This is a genomic window from Streptomyces sp. CS113 (genome assembly GCF_002188365.1).
Classification (GTDB): domain Bacteria; phylum Actinomycetota; class Actinomycetes; order Streptomycetales; family Streptomycetaceae; genus Streptomyces; species Streptomyces tendae.
Genome location: NZ_KZ195574.1, coordinates 1,553,386 through 1,571,829 on the forward strand (window position 1 = coordinate 1,553,386; position 18,444 = coordinate 1,571,829).

At 71.6% G+C, this 18,444-nt stretch carries 17 protein-coding genes; 14 read left to right on the top strand and 3 right to left on the bottom strand.

All coding sequences use genetic code 11. From position 1 onward, the window contains the following. Window positions 1-165 precede the first annotated feature (165 nt). From B9W62_RS06655 to B9W62_RS06665, 3 genes are all read left to right on the top strand, one after another. Entirely contained in the window at window positions 166-1,755 is a 1,590-nt protein-coding gene (locus tag B9W62_RS06655; RefSeq protein ID WP_087806111.1) for an alpha/beta hydrolase, read from the top strand. A 71-nt stretch (window positions 1,756-1,826) separates the two neighbouring features. Further along, window positions 1,827-2,225 (top strand): RidA family protein, encoded by a 399-nt coding sequence (locus tag B9W62_RS06660; protein WP_087806113.1) that lies wholly within the window; start codon window positions 1,827-1,829, stop codon window positions 2,223-2,225. Window positions 2,226-2,257: 32 nt separating this feature from the next. Further along, complete coding sequence (locus tag B9W62_RS06665) at window positions 2,258-2,761, top strand: GNAT family N-acetyltransferase (RefSeq protein WP_179235947.1); 504 nt, start codon at window positions 2,258-2,260, stop codon at window positions 2,759-2,761. A gap of 36 nt (window positions 2,762-2,797) precedes the next feature. Here B9W62_RS06665 and B9W62_RS06670 read toward each other — a convergent pair whose 3' ends face one another. Continuing rightward, window positions 2,798-3,391 carry an adenylosuccinate lyase gene (locus tag B9W62_RS06670; protein ID WP_087806117.1) on the bottom strand — a complete coding sequence of 198 codons (594 nt, stop codon included), beginning with the start codon at window positions 3,389-3,391 and terminating at the stop codon, window positions 2,798-2,800. A gap of 379 nt (window positions 3,392-3,770) precedes the next feature. Here B9W62_RS06670 and B9W62_RS06675 point away from each other — a divergent pair, with 379 nt between their 5' ends. The 9 genes from B9W62_RS06675 to pssA all read left to right on the top strand — a co-directional run bounded on the left by B9W62_RS06675 (window position 3,771) and on the right by pssA (window position 14,606). After that, complete coding sequence (locus B9W62_RS06675; RefSeq protein ID WP_087806119.1) at window positions 3,771-5,576, top strand: 3-hydroxyacyl-CoA dehydrogenase family protein; 1,806 nt, start codon at window positions 3,771-3,773, stop codon at window positions 5,574-5,576. Between the two features lie 136 nt (window positions 5,577-5,712). After that, the gene (locus B9W62_RS06680; RefSeq protein WP_087811779.1) at window positions 5,713-6,528 is read left to right on the top strand and encodes a TetR family transcriptional regulator; all 816 of its coding nucleotides are present in this window, start codon (window positions 5,713-5,715) and stop codon (window positions 6,526-6,528) included. A gap of 341 nt (window positions 6,529-6,869) precedes the next feature. Next, window positions 6,870-8,207 (top strand): crotonyl-CoA carboxylase/reductase, encoded by a 1,338-nt coding sequence (gene ccrA / locus B9W62_RS06685; RefSeq protein ID WP_179235949.1) that lies wholly within the window; start codon window positions 6,870-6,872, stop codon window positions 8,205-8,207. 18 nt (window positions 8,208-8,225) lie between these two features. Then, entirely contained in the window at window positions 8,226-10,253 is a 2,028-nt protein-coding gene (locus tag B9W62_RS06690) for a protein meaA (RefSeq protein WP_087806123.1), read from the top strand. Then, the gene (locus B9W62_RS06695) at window positions 10,250-11,212 is read left to right on the top strand and encodes an HpcH/HpaI aldolase/citrate lyase family protein (protein ID WP_087806125.1); all 963 of its coding nucleotides are present in this window, start codon (window positions 10,250-10,252) and stop codon (window positions 11,210-11,212) included. The genes B9W62_RS06690 and B9W62_RS06695 overlap by 4 nt, the downstream gene beginning before the upstream one ends. A gap of 5 nt (window positions 11,213-11,217) precedes the next feature. Continuing rightward, window positions 11,218-11,730: a MaoC family dehydratase gene (locus B9W62_RS06700; protein WP_087806127.1), complete on the top strand. Its 513-nt coding sequence runs from the start codon at window positions 11,218-11,220 to the stop codon at window positions 11,728-11,730. 2 nt (window positions 11,731-11,732) lie between these two features. Further along, entirely contained in the window at window positions 11,733-12,938 is a 1,206-nt protein-coding gene (locus B9W62_RS06705; protein WP_087806128.1) for an acyl-CoA dehydrogenase family protein, read from the top strand. A 170-nt stretch (window positions 12,939-13,108) separates the two neighbouring features. Next, window positions 13,109-13,765: a phosphatidylserine decarboxylase gene (locus B9W62_RS06710; RefSeq protein ID WP_087806130.1), complete on the top strand. Its 657-nt coding sequence runs from the start codon at window positions 13,109-13,111 to the stop codon at window positions 13,763-13,765. 22 nt (window positions 13,766-13,787) lie between these two features. Beyond that, entirely contained in the window at window positions 13,788-14,606 is an 819-nt protein-coding gene (pssA, locus tag B9W62_RS06715; protein WP_030178550.1) for a CDP-diacylglycerol--serine O-phosphatidyltransferase, read from the top strand. 238 nt (window positions 14,607-14,844) lie between these two features. On the opposite strand, the gene B9W62_RS06720 is transcribed toward pssA, so the two are convergent. Next, a complete protein-coding gene (locus B9W62_RS06720; protein ID WP_087806132.1) occupies window positions 14,845-15,987 on the bottom strand; it encodes a glycerate kinase in 1,143 nt (380 codons plus the stop codon). Window positions 15,988-16,172: 185 nt separating this feature from the next. Between B9W62_RS06720 and B9W62_RS06725 the strand changes: the two genes are divergently transcribed. Both B9W62_RS06725 and B9W62_RS06730 read left to right on the top strand, forming a co-directional pair. After that, window positions 16,173-16,667: an NUDIX domain-containing protein gene (locus B9W62_RS06725; RefSeq protein WP_087806134.1), complete on the top strand. Its 495-nt coding sequence runs from the start codon at window positions 16,173-16,175 to the stop codon at window positions 16,665-16,667. A 40-nt stretch (window positions 16,668-16,707) separates the two neighbouring features. Beyond that, window positions 16,708-17,433, top strand: a complete 726-nt coding sequence (locus B9W62_RS06730) for an SIR2 family NAD-dependent protein deacylase (protein ID WP_087806136.1) — start codon at window positions 16,708-16,710, stop codon at window positions 17,431-17,433. Window positions 17,434-17,467: 34 nt separating this feature from the next. On the opposite strand, the gene B9W62_RS06735 is transcribed toward B9W62_RS06730, so the two are convergent. After that, window positions 17,468-18,337: an LLM class flavin-dependent oxidoreductase gene (locus B9W62_RS06735; protein WP_087806138.1), complete on the bottom strand. Its 870-nt coding sequence runs from the start codon at window positions 18,335-18,337 to the stop codon at window positions 17,468-17,470. Window positions 18,338-18,444 lie beyond the last annotated feature (107 nt).

Here is an 18,444-nt window from a genome sequence, read left to right on the forward strand (position 1 = left end):
AGTCGAAGAAGTCCGAGTAGGCGCATTGGAGGGCATCTTCCGACCCGATCGGGTCAAGTAGGGACAGGACTCGTTCTTCCGAAGGCGCTCCCCGGGACGATCCGGCGAGGACCGCGACCCGCGCGGACCGCAGCCCCTCCGTCCTGGGAGTCGTGGGAGAACGCCATGAGACAACGCGCAGCCGTGCTGTGCGGCGCCGCCGTCATCGCCGCCGGGGCCGTCACCGCCGTCCCCGCCAGCGCGAGCGCGCCACGGCCCGCGCACCCCGCGTCCGCGGCGCCCGCGGCGGGCCCGCACTGGGAGAAGTGCGCCACGGAGGACTACCCGACGCTCCAGTGCGCGACGCTGGAGGTACCGCTCGACCACGCGCGTCCGCGCGGGCGGCAGATCACGCTGGCGCTCTCCCGCGTCCCGCACACCGCCGAGACGTACCAGGGCCCGCTGCTGGTGAATCCCGGCGGCCCCGGCGGCAGCGGGCTGACGCTCGCCGGCTTCGTGGCGTCGTCCCTGCCCGCGAAGGTGGCCGCCCAGTACGACGTCATCGGCTTCGACCCGCGCGGCGTGGGCAGGAGCACTCCCGCGCTGGACTGTCTGCCGGGCCACTTCGACCCGGTGCGGCCGGACTCGCTGCCGGACACGCCGGACGTCGAGCAGGCCAACCTCGCGCGCGCGAAGGCCTTCGCCGACGCCTGCGGCGAGAAGTACGCGGACGTGCTGCCGTACATCGACACGGTCGACGCGGCGCGGGACGTCGACGCGATCCGCGCGGCGCTCGGCTCGGAGAAGCTCAACTACTTCGGCTACTCGTACGGCACCTACCTGGGCGCCGTCTACGCCAAGCTCTACCCGCAGCGGGTGCGGCGGCTGGTCCTGGACTCCGTCGTCGGTCCGGACGACGTCTGGTACGAGGCCAACCTCAACCAGGACCTCGCCTTCAACGACCGCCACCGGGCCTTCATGGCCTGGATCGCCGAGCACGACGCCGCCTACGGTCTGGGCACCGACCCCGAGCGGGTCGAGGCCGCCTGGTACGCCATGCGGGCGGCGCTGGCGAAGCGGCCCGCCGGAGGGAAGGTGGGCGCCTCCGAGCTGGAGGACACCTACATGCCCGGCGGGTACTACAACGGCTACTGGCCCTACCTGGCCGAGGCGTTCGCCGCGTACGCGAACGACGAGGACACCGGCCCGCTGGTCGAGGCGTACGAGAACTTCGGGGCCCCGGACGCCTCCGGGGACAACGGCTACAGCGTCTACACCGCGGTGCAGTGCCGCGACGCCGCCTGGCCGCGGGACTGGGACCAGTGGCGCGACGACAGCTGGGACCTGTACCCGAAGGCACCGTTCATGGTCTGGAACAACGCCTGGTACAACGCGCCGTGCGCGTTCTGGCCCACCGGGTCCGGGCAGCCGGTGGACGTCGCCAACGGCGACCTGCCGCCCGTCCTGATGTTCCAGGCGACCGGCGACGCGGCCACCCCGTACGAGGGCGGCGTCAGCGCGCACCGGCTGCTGCGCGACTCCGCCCTGGTCGTCGAGGAGGGCGGCGGCAACCACGGGATCACCCTGAGCGGCAACGACTGCCTGGACGAGCACCTGGCCGCCTATCTGACCGACGGCACCGTGCCGCGCGGCGGCGGTGGCGAGGCGGACGCGGTGTGCCCGGCGCTGCCGGACCCGAAGCCGCTGGAGTCCAAGGCCGCGTCCACGTCCTCGCGCGGTTCGACCCTGCACGCGCTGCTCGGCTTCCGCGGCTAGCCGTCCGCTCGCCGTCCGCTTCGCCCCCGCCCCGTGGGGGCGTTGTCAGTGCCGTGGTCCACCATGGACGCATGAGTGAGCTGACCAGGATCCCCGCCCCCGAGGGCGTCGCGCCCGCCGCGCAGTACACCCATGTCGTCCTCGGCACCGGGCGGTTCGTGGCCGTCTCCGGGCAGCTCGCCCTGGACGAGGACGGCAAGGTGGTCGGCGAGGGCGACCCCGCGGCCCAGGCCCGCCGGGTCTTCGAGAACCTGCGCCGGTGCCTGGCCTCGGCCGGAGCGACCTTCGACGACGTGGTGAAGCTGACCTACTTCGTCACGGACATGGCCCACATGGGCGCGATCCGCGCGGCCCGCGCCGAGCACATACCCGACGACCGGCTGCCGGCCGCGTCGGCGGTGCAGGTGGCCGCGCTGGTCCGGCCGGAGTTCCTGATGGAGATCGAGGCGTTCGCGGTCGTGGCGCCGTGAACGGTCCGCACAAGCCGGTGCGGGTGCGGGAGATGGTCCTCGCGGACTGCGACCGCGTGGCCCTGATCCGCGTCCGGGGCTGGCAGAGCGCCTACCGGGGCCTGATGCCGCAGCCGTACCTCGACGCGATGGACCCCGCCGCCGACGCGGAGCGGCGTCGCGCCCTGTTCGCCCGGGCGCCGGAGGGCGTGGTGAACCTGGTCGCCGAGGACGAGGACGGCGCGGTCGTCGGCTGGGCCTGCCACGGCCCCTACCGGGACGGCGAGGTGCGCACCGCGGACGCGGAGCTGTACGCCCTCTACGTCGACGCCGGACGGCTCGGCACGGGCGTCGGGCGGACCCTGACGCAGGAGTCGGTGCGCCGGTGCGAGAGCGCCGGGCACCCGCGCATGCTCCTGTGGGTGCTCGAGGGCAACGCCCGCGCCCGGCGGTTCTACGAGCGGGCGGGCTTCCGACCCGACGGCGCCGAGGAGCCCTTCGAGGTGGACGGCGTCGCGGTGCCCGAGGTGCGCTACGCCCGGCCGCTGAACGGCTGACGGGACGTCACCGCCCCGCCCTTCGCCCGCCGCCGCTCACCGCTGCCCCGGGATGCGCGCCAGCGCCCGCACCGCCGCCTCGGCCAGCACCGGGTGGGCCAGGGCGTCGTTCAGGACGGGTGCGGCACGCTTGTCGCCGAGGTGGCCGAGGCCCTCGACGCAGGCGAGCGCGACGCGCCGGTAGGGGTCGTGCGGGCGCAGCCGCCGCTCCAGCGTGGTGATCAGCGCGGGCACCGACTCCGGGGCCCGCAGCTCGACCAGTAGCCGCACCGGGTGCAGGGCGTAGGCGACGCGCAGTTCGTTGGTGGCGAGGGCCGCCGCCGCGCGGGCGGTGCGCGGGTCGTCCAGGCGGGCCAGGGCGTGGGCGGCCGAGGCGCAGCGCGGCGGGTCGCGGTGGTTGAGCAGCAGTACCAGTGACTCGAAGGCCCGCCGGTCCCCCGCCACCCCGAGCCGGAACGCGGCCAGTTCCCGGGCCCACAGCGGGTGTCCGGGCTCGGTGAGCACGTCGGCCAGTTCGTCGAGGTCGCCGGTCGCCGCGAGCCGGTCGTACACCGTCCGCGCCCCCGGAGCGCCCGTCGCCGCCGCCTCGGCCCGTAAGCGCTCCGTGAGCGCTCGCAACTCTTCGTCCATGACACCGAGGTTAGGGGCGTCACACCGGGCGTGGGACCTACATCACGAACGCCGGGGGCTGGCGCGCTCGTTACCCGCGGGTTAACCTCAGACGAGCGGGTCATCACCCGCAGCAACTCCTCACGGTGGTTTGGTGACGCAGCCACCGGGAGGGCAGTCGGTCCGGTACCTCGGGTACCGCATCAGGACTCGGCCTCGGGACAGGGCCGGTCACAGGCCGCCGGGCGGGCGCGCGCGCCCTCCGCGACGGCACCGGGCGTGTGCGCGAATCGGCCCGGCAGCACCCGCACTCCCTTCCCTCTCCTTCTCACGCACCCGGTACGCCCCGCGGCGTACCCGGGCGTGTTCCCGTCGTCACCCTCATTCCTGGAGTCCCGCGATGGCCACTCCCCTGTCCGACACTCCTCTGTCCCCGCTCCGGACGATCGCCGTCGTCGGCCTCGGCACGATGGGCACCGGCATCGCCGAGGTCCTGGCCGGGGCCGGCCGCGAGGTCGTCGGCATCGACGTCAGTGAGGCGCAGGCCGTCAAGGCGGTCGCCGCGCTGGAGTCCTCCACCGCCCGTGCCGTCGAGCGCGGGCGCCTGACCGAGCAGGAGCGCGGCGCCGCCCTGGCCCGCGTCCGCACCTCCACCGACCTGCGGGCCGCCGCCGACGCCGACCTGGTGATCGAGGTGGTCCCGGAGTCGTACGAGATCAAGCAGCGGGTCTTCCGGGAGCTGGACGGGATCGTGCGCCCGGAGGCGATCCTGGCGACCGGCACCAACGCGCTGTCCGTCACGCGTCTGGCCGCCGACTCGGCCCGCCCGGAGCGGGTGCTCGGCCTGCACTTCTTCAACCCGGCGCCGGCCATGAAGCTGGTCGAGGTCGTCTCCTCGGTGCTGACCGCGCCCGCCGCCGTCACGGCCGTCACCGACCTGGCCCTGGACCTCGGCAAGGAGCCGGTCGCGGTCGGGGACCGGCCCGGTTTCGTCGCGGACGGGCTGCTGTTCGGCTACCTCAACCAGGCCGCCGCGATGTACGAGGCGAACTACGCCTCCCGCGAGGACATCGACGCCGCGATGCGCCTCGGCTGCGGCCTGCCGATGGGGCCGCTGGCCCTGCTCGACCTGGTGGGCGTGGACACCGCGCGCACGGTCCTGGAGGCCATGTACGCCGCCTCCCGGGACCGGCTGCACGCTCCCGCGCCGATCCTCAGGCAGCTCAGCGAGGCGGGCCTGACGGGACGCAAGGCGGGGCGCGGCTTCTACACCTACGAGGCGCCCGGCAGCGCGGTCGTGGTGCCGGACGCGCTGACCCCGGCCGCGGACCACACCGCGGTCGCCGGGCGGCCGGTGCGGGCGGTGGGCGTGGCGGGTTCGGGCACCATGGCGTCCGGCATCGCCGAGGTGTTCGCCAAGGCCGGGTACGAGGTCGTGCTGGCCGCCCGCAGCGCGGAGAAGGCGCAGACGGCCAAGGCCCGGATCGGCACGTCCCTGTCCCGGTCGGTCGACAAGGGGCGCATGACCGCCGAGGCGGCGTCACGGACGCTGGAGTTGATCACGCCGACGGGCACGTACGACGACTTCGCCGGCGTCGACCTGGCCGTGGAGGCCGTCGCCGAGGACCTGGAGGTCAAGCGGCAGCTGTTCGCCACGCTGGACAAGGTCTGCAAGCCCGGCGCGGTGCTGGCCACCACCACGTCCTCGCTGCCGGTCGTCGCCTGCGCCCGCGCCACCTCGCGCTCGCAGGACGTGATCGGGATGCACTTCTTCAACCCGGCCCCGGCGATGAAGCTGGTCGAGGTGGTCCGCACGGTGCTGACCGCCGACGACGTGCACGCCACCGTCCACGAGGTCTGCGCCACGGTGCGCAAGCACGCCGTGGACTGCGGCGACCGGGCCGGGTTCATCGTGAACGCGCTGCTGTTCCCGTACCTCAACAACGCGGTCAAGATGGTGCAGGAGCACTACGCGACCCTCGACGACATCGACGCCGCGATGAAGCTGGGCGGCGGCTACCCGATGGGCCCGTTCGAGCTGCTCGACGTGGTCGGACTCGACGTGTCGCTGGCCATCGAGAAGGTCCTGCACCGGGAGTTCCGCGACCCGGGACTGGCGCCCGCACCGCTGCTCGAGCACCTGGTGGCCGCGGGCTGCCTCGGCCGCAAGACGGGCCGCGGTTTCCGCGAGCATGCCCGCCGCTGAGCGACCGGGCGACTGGTTCAGGCCCGAGGAGGACTGGGGCGGGCTGCTCGATCCGGCCGGGTCTCCCCCGCCCCGTGCGGGCGGGGGAATCCCCGGTCACGCGCATGATTGCGCCCGCATGCAGTACGTTCGGGTCATGTCCCAGCCCGCCAAGTCCTCACGTACCTCAGCCACGTCCGACGCGCCGGAGAGCGCGGCCGGCAACCGAGCCGCCGCCCAGCGGCTCAAAATGCGCCGGGAACTGGCGGCGGCGGCGATGGAGCTGTTCGCGACCAAGGGGTACGAGGCGACCACCGTCGACGAGATCGCGGCCCAGGCCGGGGTGGCCCGCCGCACCTTCTTCCGCCACTTCCGCTCCAAGGAGGAGGCGATCTTCCCGGACCACGACGACACCCTGGTGCGGGCCGAGGCGGTGCTCAACGCGGCGCCCGCGCACGAGCACCCGCTGGACACGGTGTGCCGCGGCATCAAAGAGGTCATGAAGATGTACGCGGCCCGGCCGGAGATCTCGGTGGCCCGCTACAAGCTGACGCGTGAGGTGCCCACCCTGCGCGAGGCGGAGATCGCGTCGGTGGCCCGTTACGAGCGGCTGTTCACCCGCTACCTGCTGGGCCACTTCGACGAGCACGCCCACGACGACGACGCCAACGACGACCCGCTGCTCGCGGAGGTCGCGGCGTCCGCCGTGGTCACCGCGCACAACCACGTGCTGCGGCGCTGGTTGCGGGCCGACGGGCAGGGCGACGTGGAGGCCGAGCTGGACCACGCCTTCGCGATCGTGCGGAAGACCTTCGGCACCGGCATCGGGGCGGGGCGCGGCACCGCCTCCACCGGGCGGCCGGCCGCCTCCTCGGCCTCCGTGCAGGGCGAGGTGCTGGTGACGGTGGCGCGCACCGACGCGCCGCTGCACGAGGTCATGCGCACCATCGAGCAGGCGCTCAAGGAGCGCTGACCGCCCCCCTCGGCGCTGCTCCGCGCTGTGACGACGGCCACCCACCGGGTGGCCGTTTTTGCATGTCGGCGCCCCTTTTCCACCACTGGTGAGAGACGATTCGATCGATCATCGCTCATCTGTCGTGTAAAGAATTCATCTGAGAACAGTTTCTGGCACTCAGTGCCTTGCGAGGTGACACGCGGTGTCATACGTTGAAGGTGTTCGGGCTGTCCCCGCACCTCATCCCCTGCGCGTCCGAACGCCTGCGTCACAGGCACACACCCTCACTTCAGCAGCACCGACGTACCCCTCAGCGCCCCTCCCTCAGGGCGCTCACCGCCGGAGGCAACACCGTGACCGTGAAGGACATCCTGGACGCGATCCAGTCGCCCGACTCCACGCCGGCCGACATCGCCGCACTGCCGCTCCCCGAGTCGTACCGCGCGATCACCGTGCACAAGGACGAGACCGAGATGTTCGCGGGCCTCGAGACCCGCGACAAGGACCCCCGCAAGTCGATCCACCTGGACGACGTCCCGGTGCCCGAGCTGGGCCCCGGCGAGGCCCTGGTGGCCGTCATGGCCTCCTCGGTCAACTACAACTCGGTGTGGACCTCGATCTTCGAGCCGCTGTCCACCTTCGGGTTCCTGGAGCGCTACGGCAGGGTCAGCGACCTCGCCAAGCGCCACGACCTGCCGTACCACGTCATCGGCTCCGACCTGGCCGGCGTCGTCCTGCGCACCGGTCCGGGCGTGAACGCCTGGCAGGCGGGCGACGAGGTCGTCGCGCACTGCCTCTCCGTCGAGCTGGAGTCCTCCGACGGCCACAACGACACGATGCTCGACCCCGAGCAGCGCATCTGGGGCTTCGAGACCAACTTCGGCGGCCTCGCCGAGATCGCGCTGGTCAAGTCCAACCAGCTGATGCCGAAGCCGGACCACCTCAGCTGGGAGGAGGCCGCCGCCCCCGGGCTGGTCAACTCCACCGCGTACCGGCAGCTGGTCTCCCGCAACGGCGCCGGCATGAAGCAGGGCGACAACGTGCTCATCTGGGGCGCCAGCGGCGGACTCGGCTCCTACGCCACCCAGTTCGCCCTCGCCGGCGGCGCGAACCCGATCTGCGTCGTCTCCAGCGAGCAGAAGGCGGACATCTGCCGGTCGATGGGCGCCGACGCGATCATCGACCGCAGCGCCGAGGGCTACCGGTTCTGGAAGGACGAGAACACCCAGGACCCGAAGGAGTGGAAGCGCTTCGGCAAGCGCATCCGCGAACTGACCGGCGGCGAGGACATCGACATCGTCTTCGAGCACCCCGGCCGCGAGACCTTCGGCGCCTCCGTCTTCGTCACCCGCAAGGGCGGCACCATCACCACCTGCGCCTCGACCTCGGGCTACATGCACGAGTACGACAACCGCTACCTGTGGATGTCCCTGAAGCGCATCATCGGCTCCCACTTCGCCAACTACCGCGAGGCCTGGGAGGCCAACCGCCTCATCGCCAAGGGCAAGATCCACCCGACCCTGTCCAAGGTGTACTCCCTGGAGGACACCGGTCAGGCCGCCCACGACGTCCACCGCAACGCCCACCAGGGCAAGGTCGGCGTCCTGTGCCTGGCGCCCGAGGAGGGACTGGGCGTGCGCGACCACGAGAAGCGCGCGCAGCACCTCGACGCCATCAACCGCTTCCGGAACATCTGAGGGCGGCGGAGGCCACACATGACTGAGCGCCAGAAGGACCGGCCGTGGCTCATGCGCACCTACGCCGGTCACTCCACGGCCGAGGCGTCCAACGAGCTGTACCGGCGCAACCTCGCCAAGGGCCAGACGGGTCTGTCGGTCGCCTTCGACCTGCCGACCCAGACCGGGTACGACTCCGACCACGTCCTCGCCCGCGGCGAGGTCGGCCGGGTCGGCGTGCCGGTCGCGCACCTCGGTGACATGCGCCGGCTGTTCCAGGACATCCCGCTGGAGCAGATGAACACCTCGATGACCATCAACGCCACGGCCATGTGGCTGCTGGCGCTCTACCAGGTCGTCGCGGAGGAGCAGGGCGCGGACCTCACCGAGCTCCAGGGCACGACCCAGAACGACATCGTCAAGGAGTACCTGTCCCGGGGGACGCACGTCTTCCCGCCGGGACCGTCGCTCCGCCTGACGACGGACATGATCGCGTACACGGTGTCCCACCTGCCCAAGTGGAACCCGATCAACATCTGTAGCTACCACCTCCAGGAGGCGGGCGCCACGCCGGTGCAGGAGATCGCGTACGCGATGTCCACGGCGATCGCCGTCCTCGACGCGGTGCGCGACAGCGGTCAGGTGCCGCAGGAGCGCATGGGCGACGTGGTCGGCCGCATCTCCTTCTTCGTCAACGCGGGCGTCCGCTTCGTCGAGGAGATGTGCAAGATGCGCGCCTTCGGCCGCATCTGGGACCGCGTCACCCGCGAGCGCTACGGCATCGAGAACCCCAAGCACCGCCGCTTCCGCTACGGCGTCCAGGTCAACTCCCTGGGCCTGACCGAGGCGCAGCCGGAGAACAACGTCCAGCGGATCGTGCTGGAGATGCTGGCCGTGACCCTCTCCAAGGACGCACGCGCGCGTGCCGTGCAGTTGCCGGCCTGGAACGAGGCACTCGGCCTGCCGCGCCCCTGGGACCAGCAGTGGTCGCTGCGCATCCAGCAAGTGCTGGCGCACGAGAGCGACCTGCTGGAGTACGAGGACCTCTTCGAGGGCTCGAAGGTGGTCGAGGCGAAGGTCGACGAGCTGGTCGAGGCGGCCTTCGCGGAGATCGACCGCATCCAGGAGATGGGCGGCGCGATGGCCGCCGTGGAGTCCGGCTACCTCAAGTCCCAGCTGGTCGCCTCGCACGCCGAGCGCCGGGCCCGGATCGAGTCCGGCGAGGAGAAGATCATCGGTGTCAACGCCTTCGAGGGCACCGAACCCAACCCGCTGACCGCCGACCTGGACACCGCGATCCAGACGGTCGACCCGGCGGTGGAGGCCCGCGTGATCGCCTCCTTGGAGAACTGGCGCGACACGCGGTACCAGCCGCCCTTCAACCACCCGCGCCCCTGCAAGGCGCTGGAGAAGCTGAAGGAGGCCGCCCGCGGCACCGGCAACCTCATGGAGGCCACGCTGGAGTGCGCCCGGGCCGGCGCCACGACCGGCGAGTGGGCGGGGGCGCTGCGCGAGGTGTTCGGCGAGTTCCGCGCGCCGACCGGCGTGTCCTCGGCGCCGGTCGCGGTCACCGCCGAGGAGGGCTCGGCCCTCTCCGAAGTGCGCCGCAAGGTGGAGCTGACGGCCAAGGAGATGGAGGTCGGCAAGCTCCGCTTCCTGGTCGGCAAGCCCGGCCTGGACGGCCACTCCAACGGCGCCGAGCAGATCGCCGTGCGCGCCCGCGACGCCGGGTTCGAGGTGGTCTACCAGGGCATCCGGCTCACCCCCGAGCAGATCGTGGACGCCGCCCTCGCCGAGGACGTGCACGCGGTGGGCCTGTCCATCCTCTCCGGCTCGCACGCGCAACTGGTGCCGGACGTGCTCGAACGGCTCCGTGTGGCCGGTGCCACGGATATACCGGTGATCGCCGGTGGCATCATCCCGAACGGTGACGCCGAGGAACTGCGGGCCGCGGGAGTGGCCGCGGTCTTCACCCCGAAGGACTTCGACATCACCGGCATCATCGGCCGGATCGTCGACGAGATCCGGAACGCGAACAAGCTCGACCCCTTGGAGGTCCCCGCATGACCACGGTCAACCGTCTCCGCCCCCGGCGTTCCTGCCTGGCGGTCCCCGGGAGCAACCCGCGCTTCCTGGAGAAGGCCCAGGGCCTCCCGGCGGACCAGGTCTTCCTCGACCTGGAGGACGCCTGTGCGCCGCTCGCCAAGCCCGAGGCGCGGCACACCATCGTCAAGTTCCTCAACGAGGGCGACTGGACCGGCAAGACCCGCGTCGTGCGCGTCAACGACTGGACGACCGAGTGGACGTACCGCGACGTCGTGACGGTGGTGGAGGGCGCGGGCCCGAACCTGGACTGCATCATGCTCCCCAAGGTCCAGGACGCCCAGCAGGTCGTCGCCCTCGACCTCCTCCTCACCCAGATCGAGAAGACGATGGGCTTCGAGGTCGGCCGGATCGGCATCGAGGCGCAGATCGAGAACGCGCAGGGCCTCAACAACGTCAACGAGATCGCCCAGGCCAGCCCGCGCGTGGAGACCATCATCTTCGGCCCGGCCGACTTCATGGCGTCCATCAACATGAAGTCCCTGGTCGTGGGCGAGCAGCCGCCCGGCTACCCGGCGGACGCCTACCACTACATCCTGATGAAGATCCTGATGGCCGCCCGCGCCAACAACCTCCAGGCGATCGACGGACCCTACCTCCAGATCCGCAACGTCGACGGCTACCGCGAGGTCGCGCAGCGCGCCGCCGCTCTCGGCTTCGACGGCAAGTGGGTGCTGCACCCCGGCCAGGTCGAGGCGTCCAACGAGATCTTCTCGCCCTCCCAGGAGGACTACGACCACGCCGAGCTGATCCTGGACGCGTACGACTACTACACGTCCGAGGCGGGCGGCAAGAAGGGCTCGGCGATGCTCGGCGACGAGATGATCGACGAGGCCAGCCGCAAGATGGCGCTGGTCGTCTCCGGCAAGGGACGCGCGGCCGGCATGGAGCGTACGTCGAAGTTCGAGATCCCGGAGGGCTGAGGGCGATGCAGTTCGGACGCACCTACGAGGAGTTCGAGGTCGGGGCGGTGTACAAGCACTGGCCCGGGAAGACGGTCACGGAGTACGACGACCACCTGTTCTGCCTCCTCACCATGAACCATCACCCGCTCCACATGGACACCAACTACGCCGAGAAGACGACGGACTTCGGCAAGAACGTGGTGGTGGGCAACTACATCTACTCGCTCCTGCTCGGCATGTCCGTCCCGGACGTCTCCGGCAAGGCGATCGCCAACCTGGAGATCGAGTCGCTCAAGCACGTGGCCCCGACCTTCCACGGCGACACGCTCTACGGGCAGACGACGGTGCTCGACAAGTGGCCGTCGAAGTCGAAGAGCGACCGCGGCATCGTCCACGTCGAGACCAAGGGCTACAAGCAGGACGGCACCCTCGTCTGCGTCTTCCGCCGCAAGGTGATGGTGCCGACCGAGACGTACGTCAAGGAGCGCGGCGGCGAACAGCCCGGCCGGCCCGAGCTGAAGGAACAGGGGAAGTAGAGATGAGCCGTCTCGCCCAGACCCACGGCCTCACGGACGTCCAGCGGGAGATCCTCTCCACCGTCCGGGACTTCGTGGACAAGGAGATCATCCCGGTCGCCACCGAACTGGAGCACCGGGACGAGTACCCGCAGGACATCGTGGACGGGCTGAAGGAACTCGGCCTGTTCGGCCTGATGATTCCCGAGGAGTACGGGGGCCTGGGCGAGTCGCTCCTGACCTACGCCCTGTGCGTGGAGGAGATCGCCCGCGGCTGGATGTCGGTGTCCGGCATCGTCAACACGCACTTCATCGTGGCGTACATGCTCAAGCAGCACGGCACGCAGGAGCAGAAGGACCACTTCCTGCCGCGTATGGCCGCGGGCGACATCCGGGGCGCCTTCTCGATGTCCGAGCCGGCGCTGGGCTCCGACGTCTCGGCGATCACCTCGAAGGCGGTCAAGGACGGCGAGGAGTACGTCCTGAACGGCCAGAAGATGTGGCTGACGAACGGCGGTACGTCGTCGCTGGTGGCCGTACTGGTGAAGAGTGACGAGGGTCACCCGGACGGCACGGCCCCGCACAAGTCGATGACGACCTTCCTGGTGGAGAAGGAGCCCGGTTTCGGCGAGGTCCGCCCGGGCCTGACCATCCCCGGGAAGATCGACAAGATGGGCTACAAGGGCGTCGACACCACCGAGCTCATCATGGACGGCCTGCGCATTCCGGCCAATCGGGTGCTCGGCGGCGTCACCGGCCGAGGTTTTTACCAAATGATGGACGGCGTCGAGGTCGGCCGCGTCAACGTGGCGGCCCGTGGCTGCGGCGTCGCTCAGCGTGCCTTCGAACTCGGTGTCCAGTACGCCCAGCAGCGTCACACTTTCGGCAAGCAGATCGCCCAGCACCAGGCCATCCAGTTCAAGCTCGCGGAGATGGCTACCAAGGTGGAGGCGGCGCATGCGATGATGGTGAACGCTGCGCGCAAAAAGGATTCGGGCGAACGAAACGACCTGGAAGCGGGGATGGCCAAGTACCTCGCCTCCGAGTACTGCAAGGAGGTCGTGGAGGACGCCTTCCGGATCCACGGCGGGTACGGCTTCTCCAAGGAGTACGAGATCGAGCGCCTCTACCGCGAGGCGCCGATGCTGCTCATCGGTGAAGGCACCGCCGAGATCCAGAAAATGATCATCGGCCGCCGACTGCTCGAAGAGTATCGATTCCAGGGTTAGATGTCCGGATACGGGGTGTTTTCTTGGAGAAGAAGGTCACACCCCGTAGGCAGTGTTCGGCCGCCGACTCGGCTTCCTGGCTTACCCAGTTGCGGCGCGGAGCCGCTACGATCGCCGGAAAGCCGCCGTCCCCCGTCATAGCGCGGCATCATCCGCTACGAAGGTCATCCATGCCCCACAGCCAAACCTCTGCACCTCGCGACAGCCTCGCCGGCGTACGCCTCGCGCGCGGAGCATCGCCGTGGCTTCTGCCGACCGTCGCCACCGCAGCCGTCAGCCTCCTGCGGGCCCGCCGTTCCGGCGCCGCCAAGGCCGTCGCCGTCCCCGCCACCGCGCTCGCGGCGGGGATGCTGTGGTTCTTCCGCGACCCCGAGCGCGAGATCACCCAGGGCCGGGTCATCTCGCCCGCCGACGGTGTGGTGCAGAGCATCATGCCGTGGAAGGACGGCCGTACCCGCGTCGCGATCTTCATGAGCCCGCTCAACGTCCACGTCAACCGCGCCCCGCTGGCGGGCACGGTGACGTCGGTCGAGCACGTGCCGGGCGGCTTCGTTCCCGCTTTCAACAAGGAGAGCGAGAACAACGAGCGCGTCGTGTGGCACTTCGACACCGAGCTCGGCGACATCGAGATGATCCAGATCGCCGGCGCGGTGGCCCGCCGCATCGTTCCGTACGTGCCGCAGGGCACCAAGGTCGAGCAGGGCGAGCGGGTCGGTCTGATCCGCTTCGGCTCCCGCGTCGACCTGTACCTGCCGGAGGGTGTCGAGGTGGATGTCGAGGTGGGTCAGAAGACGGTGGCTGGGGTGACTCGAATTGACCGTGGTTGATCCGCAGACCCAGGCCGGATGGGTGCCGGAGGCCGACGAGGTGGACGACGAGGAGGAGATGCCGCTCTCGCTCCGCCTGTCGATAGCGGACACGCTCACGCTCGGCAACGCCACGTGCGGCTTCATGGCGGTGTACTTCACCACCACCGGCATCCTCATCCCGCACCTCATGGGCAGCGACGAGTCGGGCATGGCCCGGCACAGCGCGGCCACCGCGGTCATCCTGATGCTGTGCGCGGCGATCTTCGACCTGTTCGACGGCCTGGTGGCGCGCAAGCTGCGGTCGTCGCCCATGGGCGCGGAGCTGGACAACCTCTCCGACCTGATCAGCTTCGGCCTCGCGCCGGCGTACTTCGTCCTCGTCTACGGCATGGTCGCGGACGACGCCTACCAGCGCGTGGCGGCGGTGGGGGCGATCGTGGTGCTGCTGGCGGTGGTGCTGCGGCTCGCGCGGTTCTCCTGCGTCACGGTCAAGGACGGCACGTTCCAGGGCATGCCGTCACCGTTCGGCGCGCTGACGGTGGTGTCGATCGTGCTGCTCGAGCTGCCGTTCGTGGCGACGCTGCTGGCGATCCTCGGCACGGCCTGGCTGATGGTGAGCCGGGTCGAGTACCCGAAGCCGCGGGGGCGCCTCGCGGTGGCGATGCTGTCGTGGATCGTCCTGTCGATGGGGCTGCTGGCCGGCTGGGCGTTCGACGCGCCGAGCGGGCAGCTGCTGCTGCAAACGGGGTGTGCGTTGCAGTTGGTGATGGGGGCGGTGATCCCGCTGTTCGCCACCGCTCGCCGGGTGAACAACTTCCGTGACAATCGGCGGGAGGCGCGGGCGGCGCAGTTGCCGTGACGGCGTCTTGAGGGCCCCGAACCCCGGGTTGGGTTCGGGGCCCTTCCGTTTGTGCGTGCCCGGCGTCGGCCCGGGGGCCAATGCCCACCCACCGCCCGGCTCAGTGGGTTGAAAGGGTGCCCGCGCCCCTCAGCCCGTCCGGCGTTTGAGGACGAGGCCCGTTCAGGGCCGAAACGGGGGCCCGGGGGCGAAGCCCCCGGGGTCGGGAACGGGAAGGGGCGGCGGGGGCGGGACTCCCCTAGGCCAGGAAGTCCCGCGCGATGGCCTCCGCCACCCGCTCCAGAATCGGCCCCGCATCCGCGATGCACTTCGCGACGTCCGGCTCGACATCCGTCAGCGGATACGCCCGCCGGATCCCGGCCCGCCCCAGCACCTCCGCCGGCAGCGCGAGGCGCCCGCACACCGCGACGACCTCCTTGCCCTCGGCCCGGGCCGCCGCGGCGACACCCGCCGGTGCCTTCCCGTGCAGGGTCTGCTCGTCCAGCGAGCCCTCCCCGGTGATCACCAGGTCCGCCCGCTCCAGCGCCGGCGCGAAGCCCAGCACGTCCAGCATCACCTCGATGCCGGGCCGGAACCGCGCGCCCAGCAGCATCGCGCCGAACCCGATGCCGCCCGCCGCCCCCGCACCCGGGGACGCGGCGTACTCGGCGGCCCGCGCGCCCACGCCCTCCGTCCGCCCCAGCACCTTCGCGAAGTGCGCGAGGGCCGCGTCCAGGGCCGTCACGTCGTCCGGGGAGGCACCCTTCTGCGGCCCGTAGACCGCCGGGGCACCCTTCGGTCCGGTCAGCGGATTGTCGACATCGCTGGCGAGCACCAGCGCCACGTCGGACAGGCGGGGGTCGAGGCCCGACAGGTCGGCCGAGGCCAGGCCCGCGAGGCCGCCCCCGCCGGCCGCGACCGGCTCGCCGTCCCCGTCCAGGAACCGCGCGCCCAGCGCGGCCAGCATCCCGGCGCCGCCGTCCGTGGTGGCGCTGCCGCCGACCCCGAACACGATCGTCCGCGCCCCCGCGTCCAGCGCGGCCCGCAGCAGCTCGCCGGAGCCGTACGTGGACGACGTCAGCGGTGCCAGGACGCCCTCCGGGAGCCGCTGGAGGCCGCTGGCCTCGGCCATCTCCACGACGGCGGTCTCGCCGCGCAGCGCGTACGCCGCCGTCACCTCCGCGCCGAGGGGGCCGGCGACCCGTGCCTCCCGGCGCTCGAATCCGGCCGCGACCGCGGCGGCCACCGTGCCGTCGCCGCCGTCGGCGACGGGCAGCGCCTCGACCAGGACGTCCGGCACGACGCGGCGCAGTCCGGCCGTGACGCGCTCGGCGACCTCGACGGCCGTCAGCGAGCCCTTGAACTTGTCCGCGGCGACGAGGACCCGTCGGGTCCCGTCCACAGCAGCGTCAGCCACCTTGCTCTCCCCTTGCTGTTCGAGCCTTGCGCACGTCAAGGCAGTCGCGCCGCTGCGACCCTAACCGGAGGACGCCCGCGCCGTCATGCCCTGCCCACACCGTGGAACCCGCGGTGCGCCCGCCGCCGGAGTGCGCCGGGCCGGGGGGCCGGGCTCGTTAGGCTTCCGGGATGACCACTGCTGATTACGCCACCTACATCGCCGGTCTGCCCCGCGTCCTCGCCGGTGCCGCCGCGGTCTTCCGGGACGCCGGGGGGCGGGTGCTGCTCGTCGAGCCCAACTATCGCGAGGGGTGGACGCTGCCGGGCGGGACCATCGAGTCCGACGCCGGGGAGACCCCGCGGCGGGGCGCGTGGCGGGAGACCCTGGAGGAGATCGGTCTCGACGCGCGGATCGGCCGGCTGCTCGCGGTGGACTGGTCGAACGGGGCGGGCCGGCCGCCGATCGTGGCGTACCTGTACGACGGCGGGGTGCTGTCGGAGGACGACCTGAAGGCGATCCGGCTACAGGAGGAGGAGCTGCTGTCCTGGCGGCTGGTGCCGCGCGGGGAACTCGGCGCCCACCTGCTCGGTTCCCTGCACGGCCGGGTGCTGGCCGCGCTTGACGTCCTGGCGGACGGTTCCGGCACGGCCGAGCTGGAGGACGGCGTGCGGGTCGACCGATAACCGTTCGCCGGCCGCACCCCGGCGCCCTACCCTCGACCGCATGACCGGCAAGCCCCTCGTCGCCATCCTCAGCGGTGCCGGCGTCTCCACCGACTCCGGTATCCCCGACTACCGCGGTCCGAACGGACTGTGGCGGCGCGACCCGGAGGCCGAGAAGCTCGTGACGTACGAGTACTACATGGCCGATCCGGAGATCAGGCGGCGCTCCTGGCTGATGCGGCGCGACACCGCGGCGCTGCACGCCGAGCCGAACACGGCGCACCGTGCGGTGGCGGACCTGGAGCGGCGCGGGGTGCCGGTCCGTGTGATCACGCAGAACGTGGACGGTCTGCACCAGCTCGCCGGGGTCTGTGCCCGCAAGGTCCTCGAACTGCACGGCACCGCGCGCGCCTGTGTGTGCACCGGCTGCGGGGCCCGGGGGCCGATGGCGGACGCGCTGGCCCGGATCGAGGCCGGTGAGGCCGACCCGCCGTGTCTGGAGTGCGGCGGCATTCTGAAGCCGGCGACCGTGATGTTCGGCGAGCGCCTCGACCCGGTGGTGCTGGGCGAGGCGGCCGCCATCAGCAAGGCGTGCCAGGTGTTCGTCGCCGTCGGCACCAGTCTCCGGGTGGAGCCCGCCGCCGGGCTGGCCGGCGTCGCCGTCGAGCACGGGGCTCGGCTGGTCGTCGTCAACGCGGAGCCGACGCCGTACGACGAGCTTGCCGACGAAGTGATCCGGGAGCCGATCGGCTCAGCCCTGCCCGAGCTGCTGCGCGGGCTGGGCTGAGCCGCGGCGGCGGGAGCCGAAAGCCGCAGGCCCGTCAGAACACGGCGTCGGCGAGGCGGTCGACCTGGTCGGGGTCCGAGGTCCAGCAGTAGAGCACGACCTCGTCGGCGCCGATGTCCCGGAAGGCGTCGACGGCGGCGCGGATCTCCCGTGCGGTGGTGAGCAGGCCCTTGGTCATGTACTCGGCGCGTCCGGTGAAGGCGTAGTAGTCGCGGAGGTTCTGCCGGGCCCGCTCCACCGTGTCGTCGGGGCCGAGGGCCACGCTCGCCTGGGCGACCAGGCGCGGCCGGCCCGGGCGGTCGTGCTTCTGCCAGACCGCCTCGACCTGGCGGAACAGTCCGCTCATGTGCGCGGCGGGCAGCGCGGCGCCGAGGAAGCCGTCGCCGAACCGGCCGACGCGTTCCAGGGCGGCCGGGGCGAAGCCGCCGAACAGCACCCGCGGCCCGCCGGGGGTGGCGGGGCGGGGTCCGACGGGGCCGACGTCGCGGCCGTAGGGCTCGCCGTCCCAGGTGCGGCGCAGGAGGGTCATCTGCTCGTCGAGGCGGCGGCCCCGGCGGTGCAGGTCGATGCCGGCGGCGAGGCAGTCGTCGGCCCGCCCGCCGACGCCGATGCCGAGCGTGAAGCGGCCGTCCGACAGGCGGTCGAGGGTGGCGGTCTGCTTGGCGAGCAGCGCGGTGTTGTGGACGGGGGCGATCAGCACCTCGGTCTGGAGGCGGATGCGGGAGGTGGCGCCCGCGAGGGTCGCGAGGGTGATCAGGGGTTCGGGGTTGTCGTAGACGAGCCGGTCGAGCAGGCCGAGCGTTCTGAAGGGGAGCGCGTCGGCGCGCCGGGCCCAGGCCGGCAGCAGGGCGGGGTCGTCGACGGGCAGGCCGAGGCCGATGTGCGGGCGGTGCGTGGAATGCATGGGTGGGGTCCTCCGGAGGGCATGCCGAAAAGTGGCGCCTCCCCTCCGTGGCCCCGGGCTGCTGTGCGCGGGCCTGCTCCCCATCTGCGGCATCGTTCGGGAGAGCG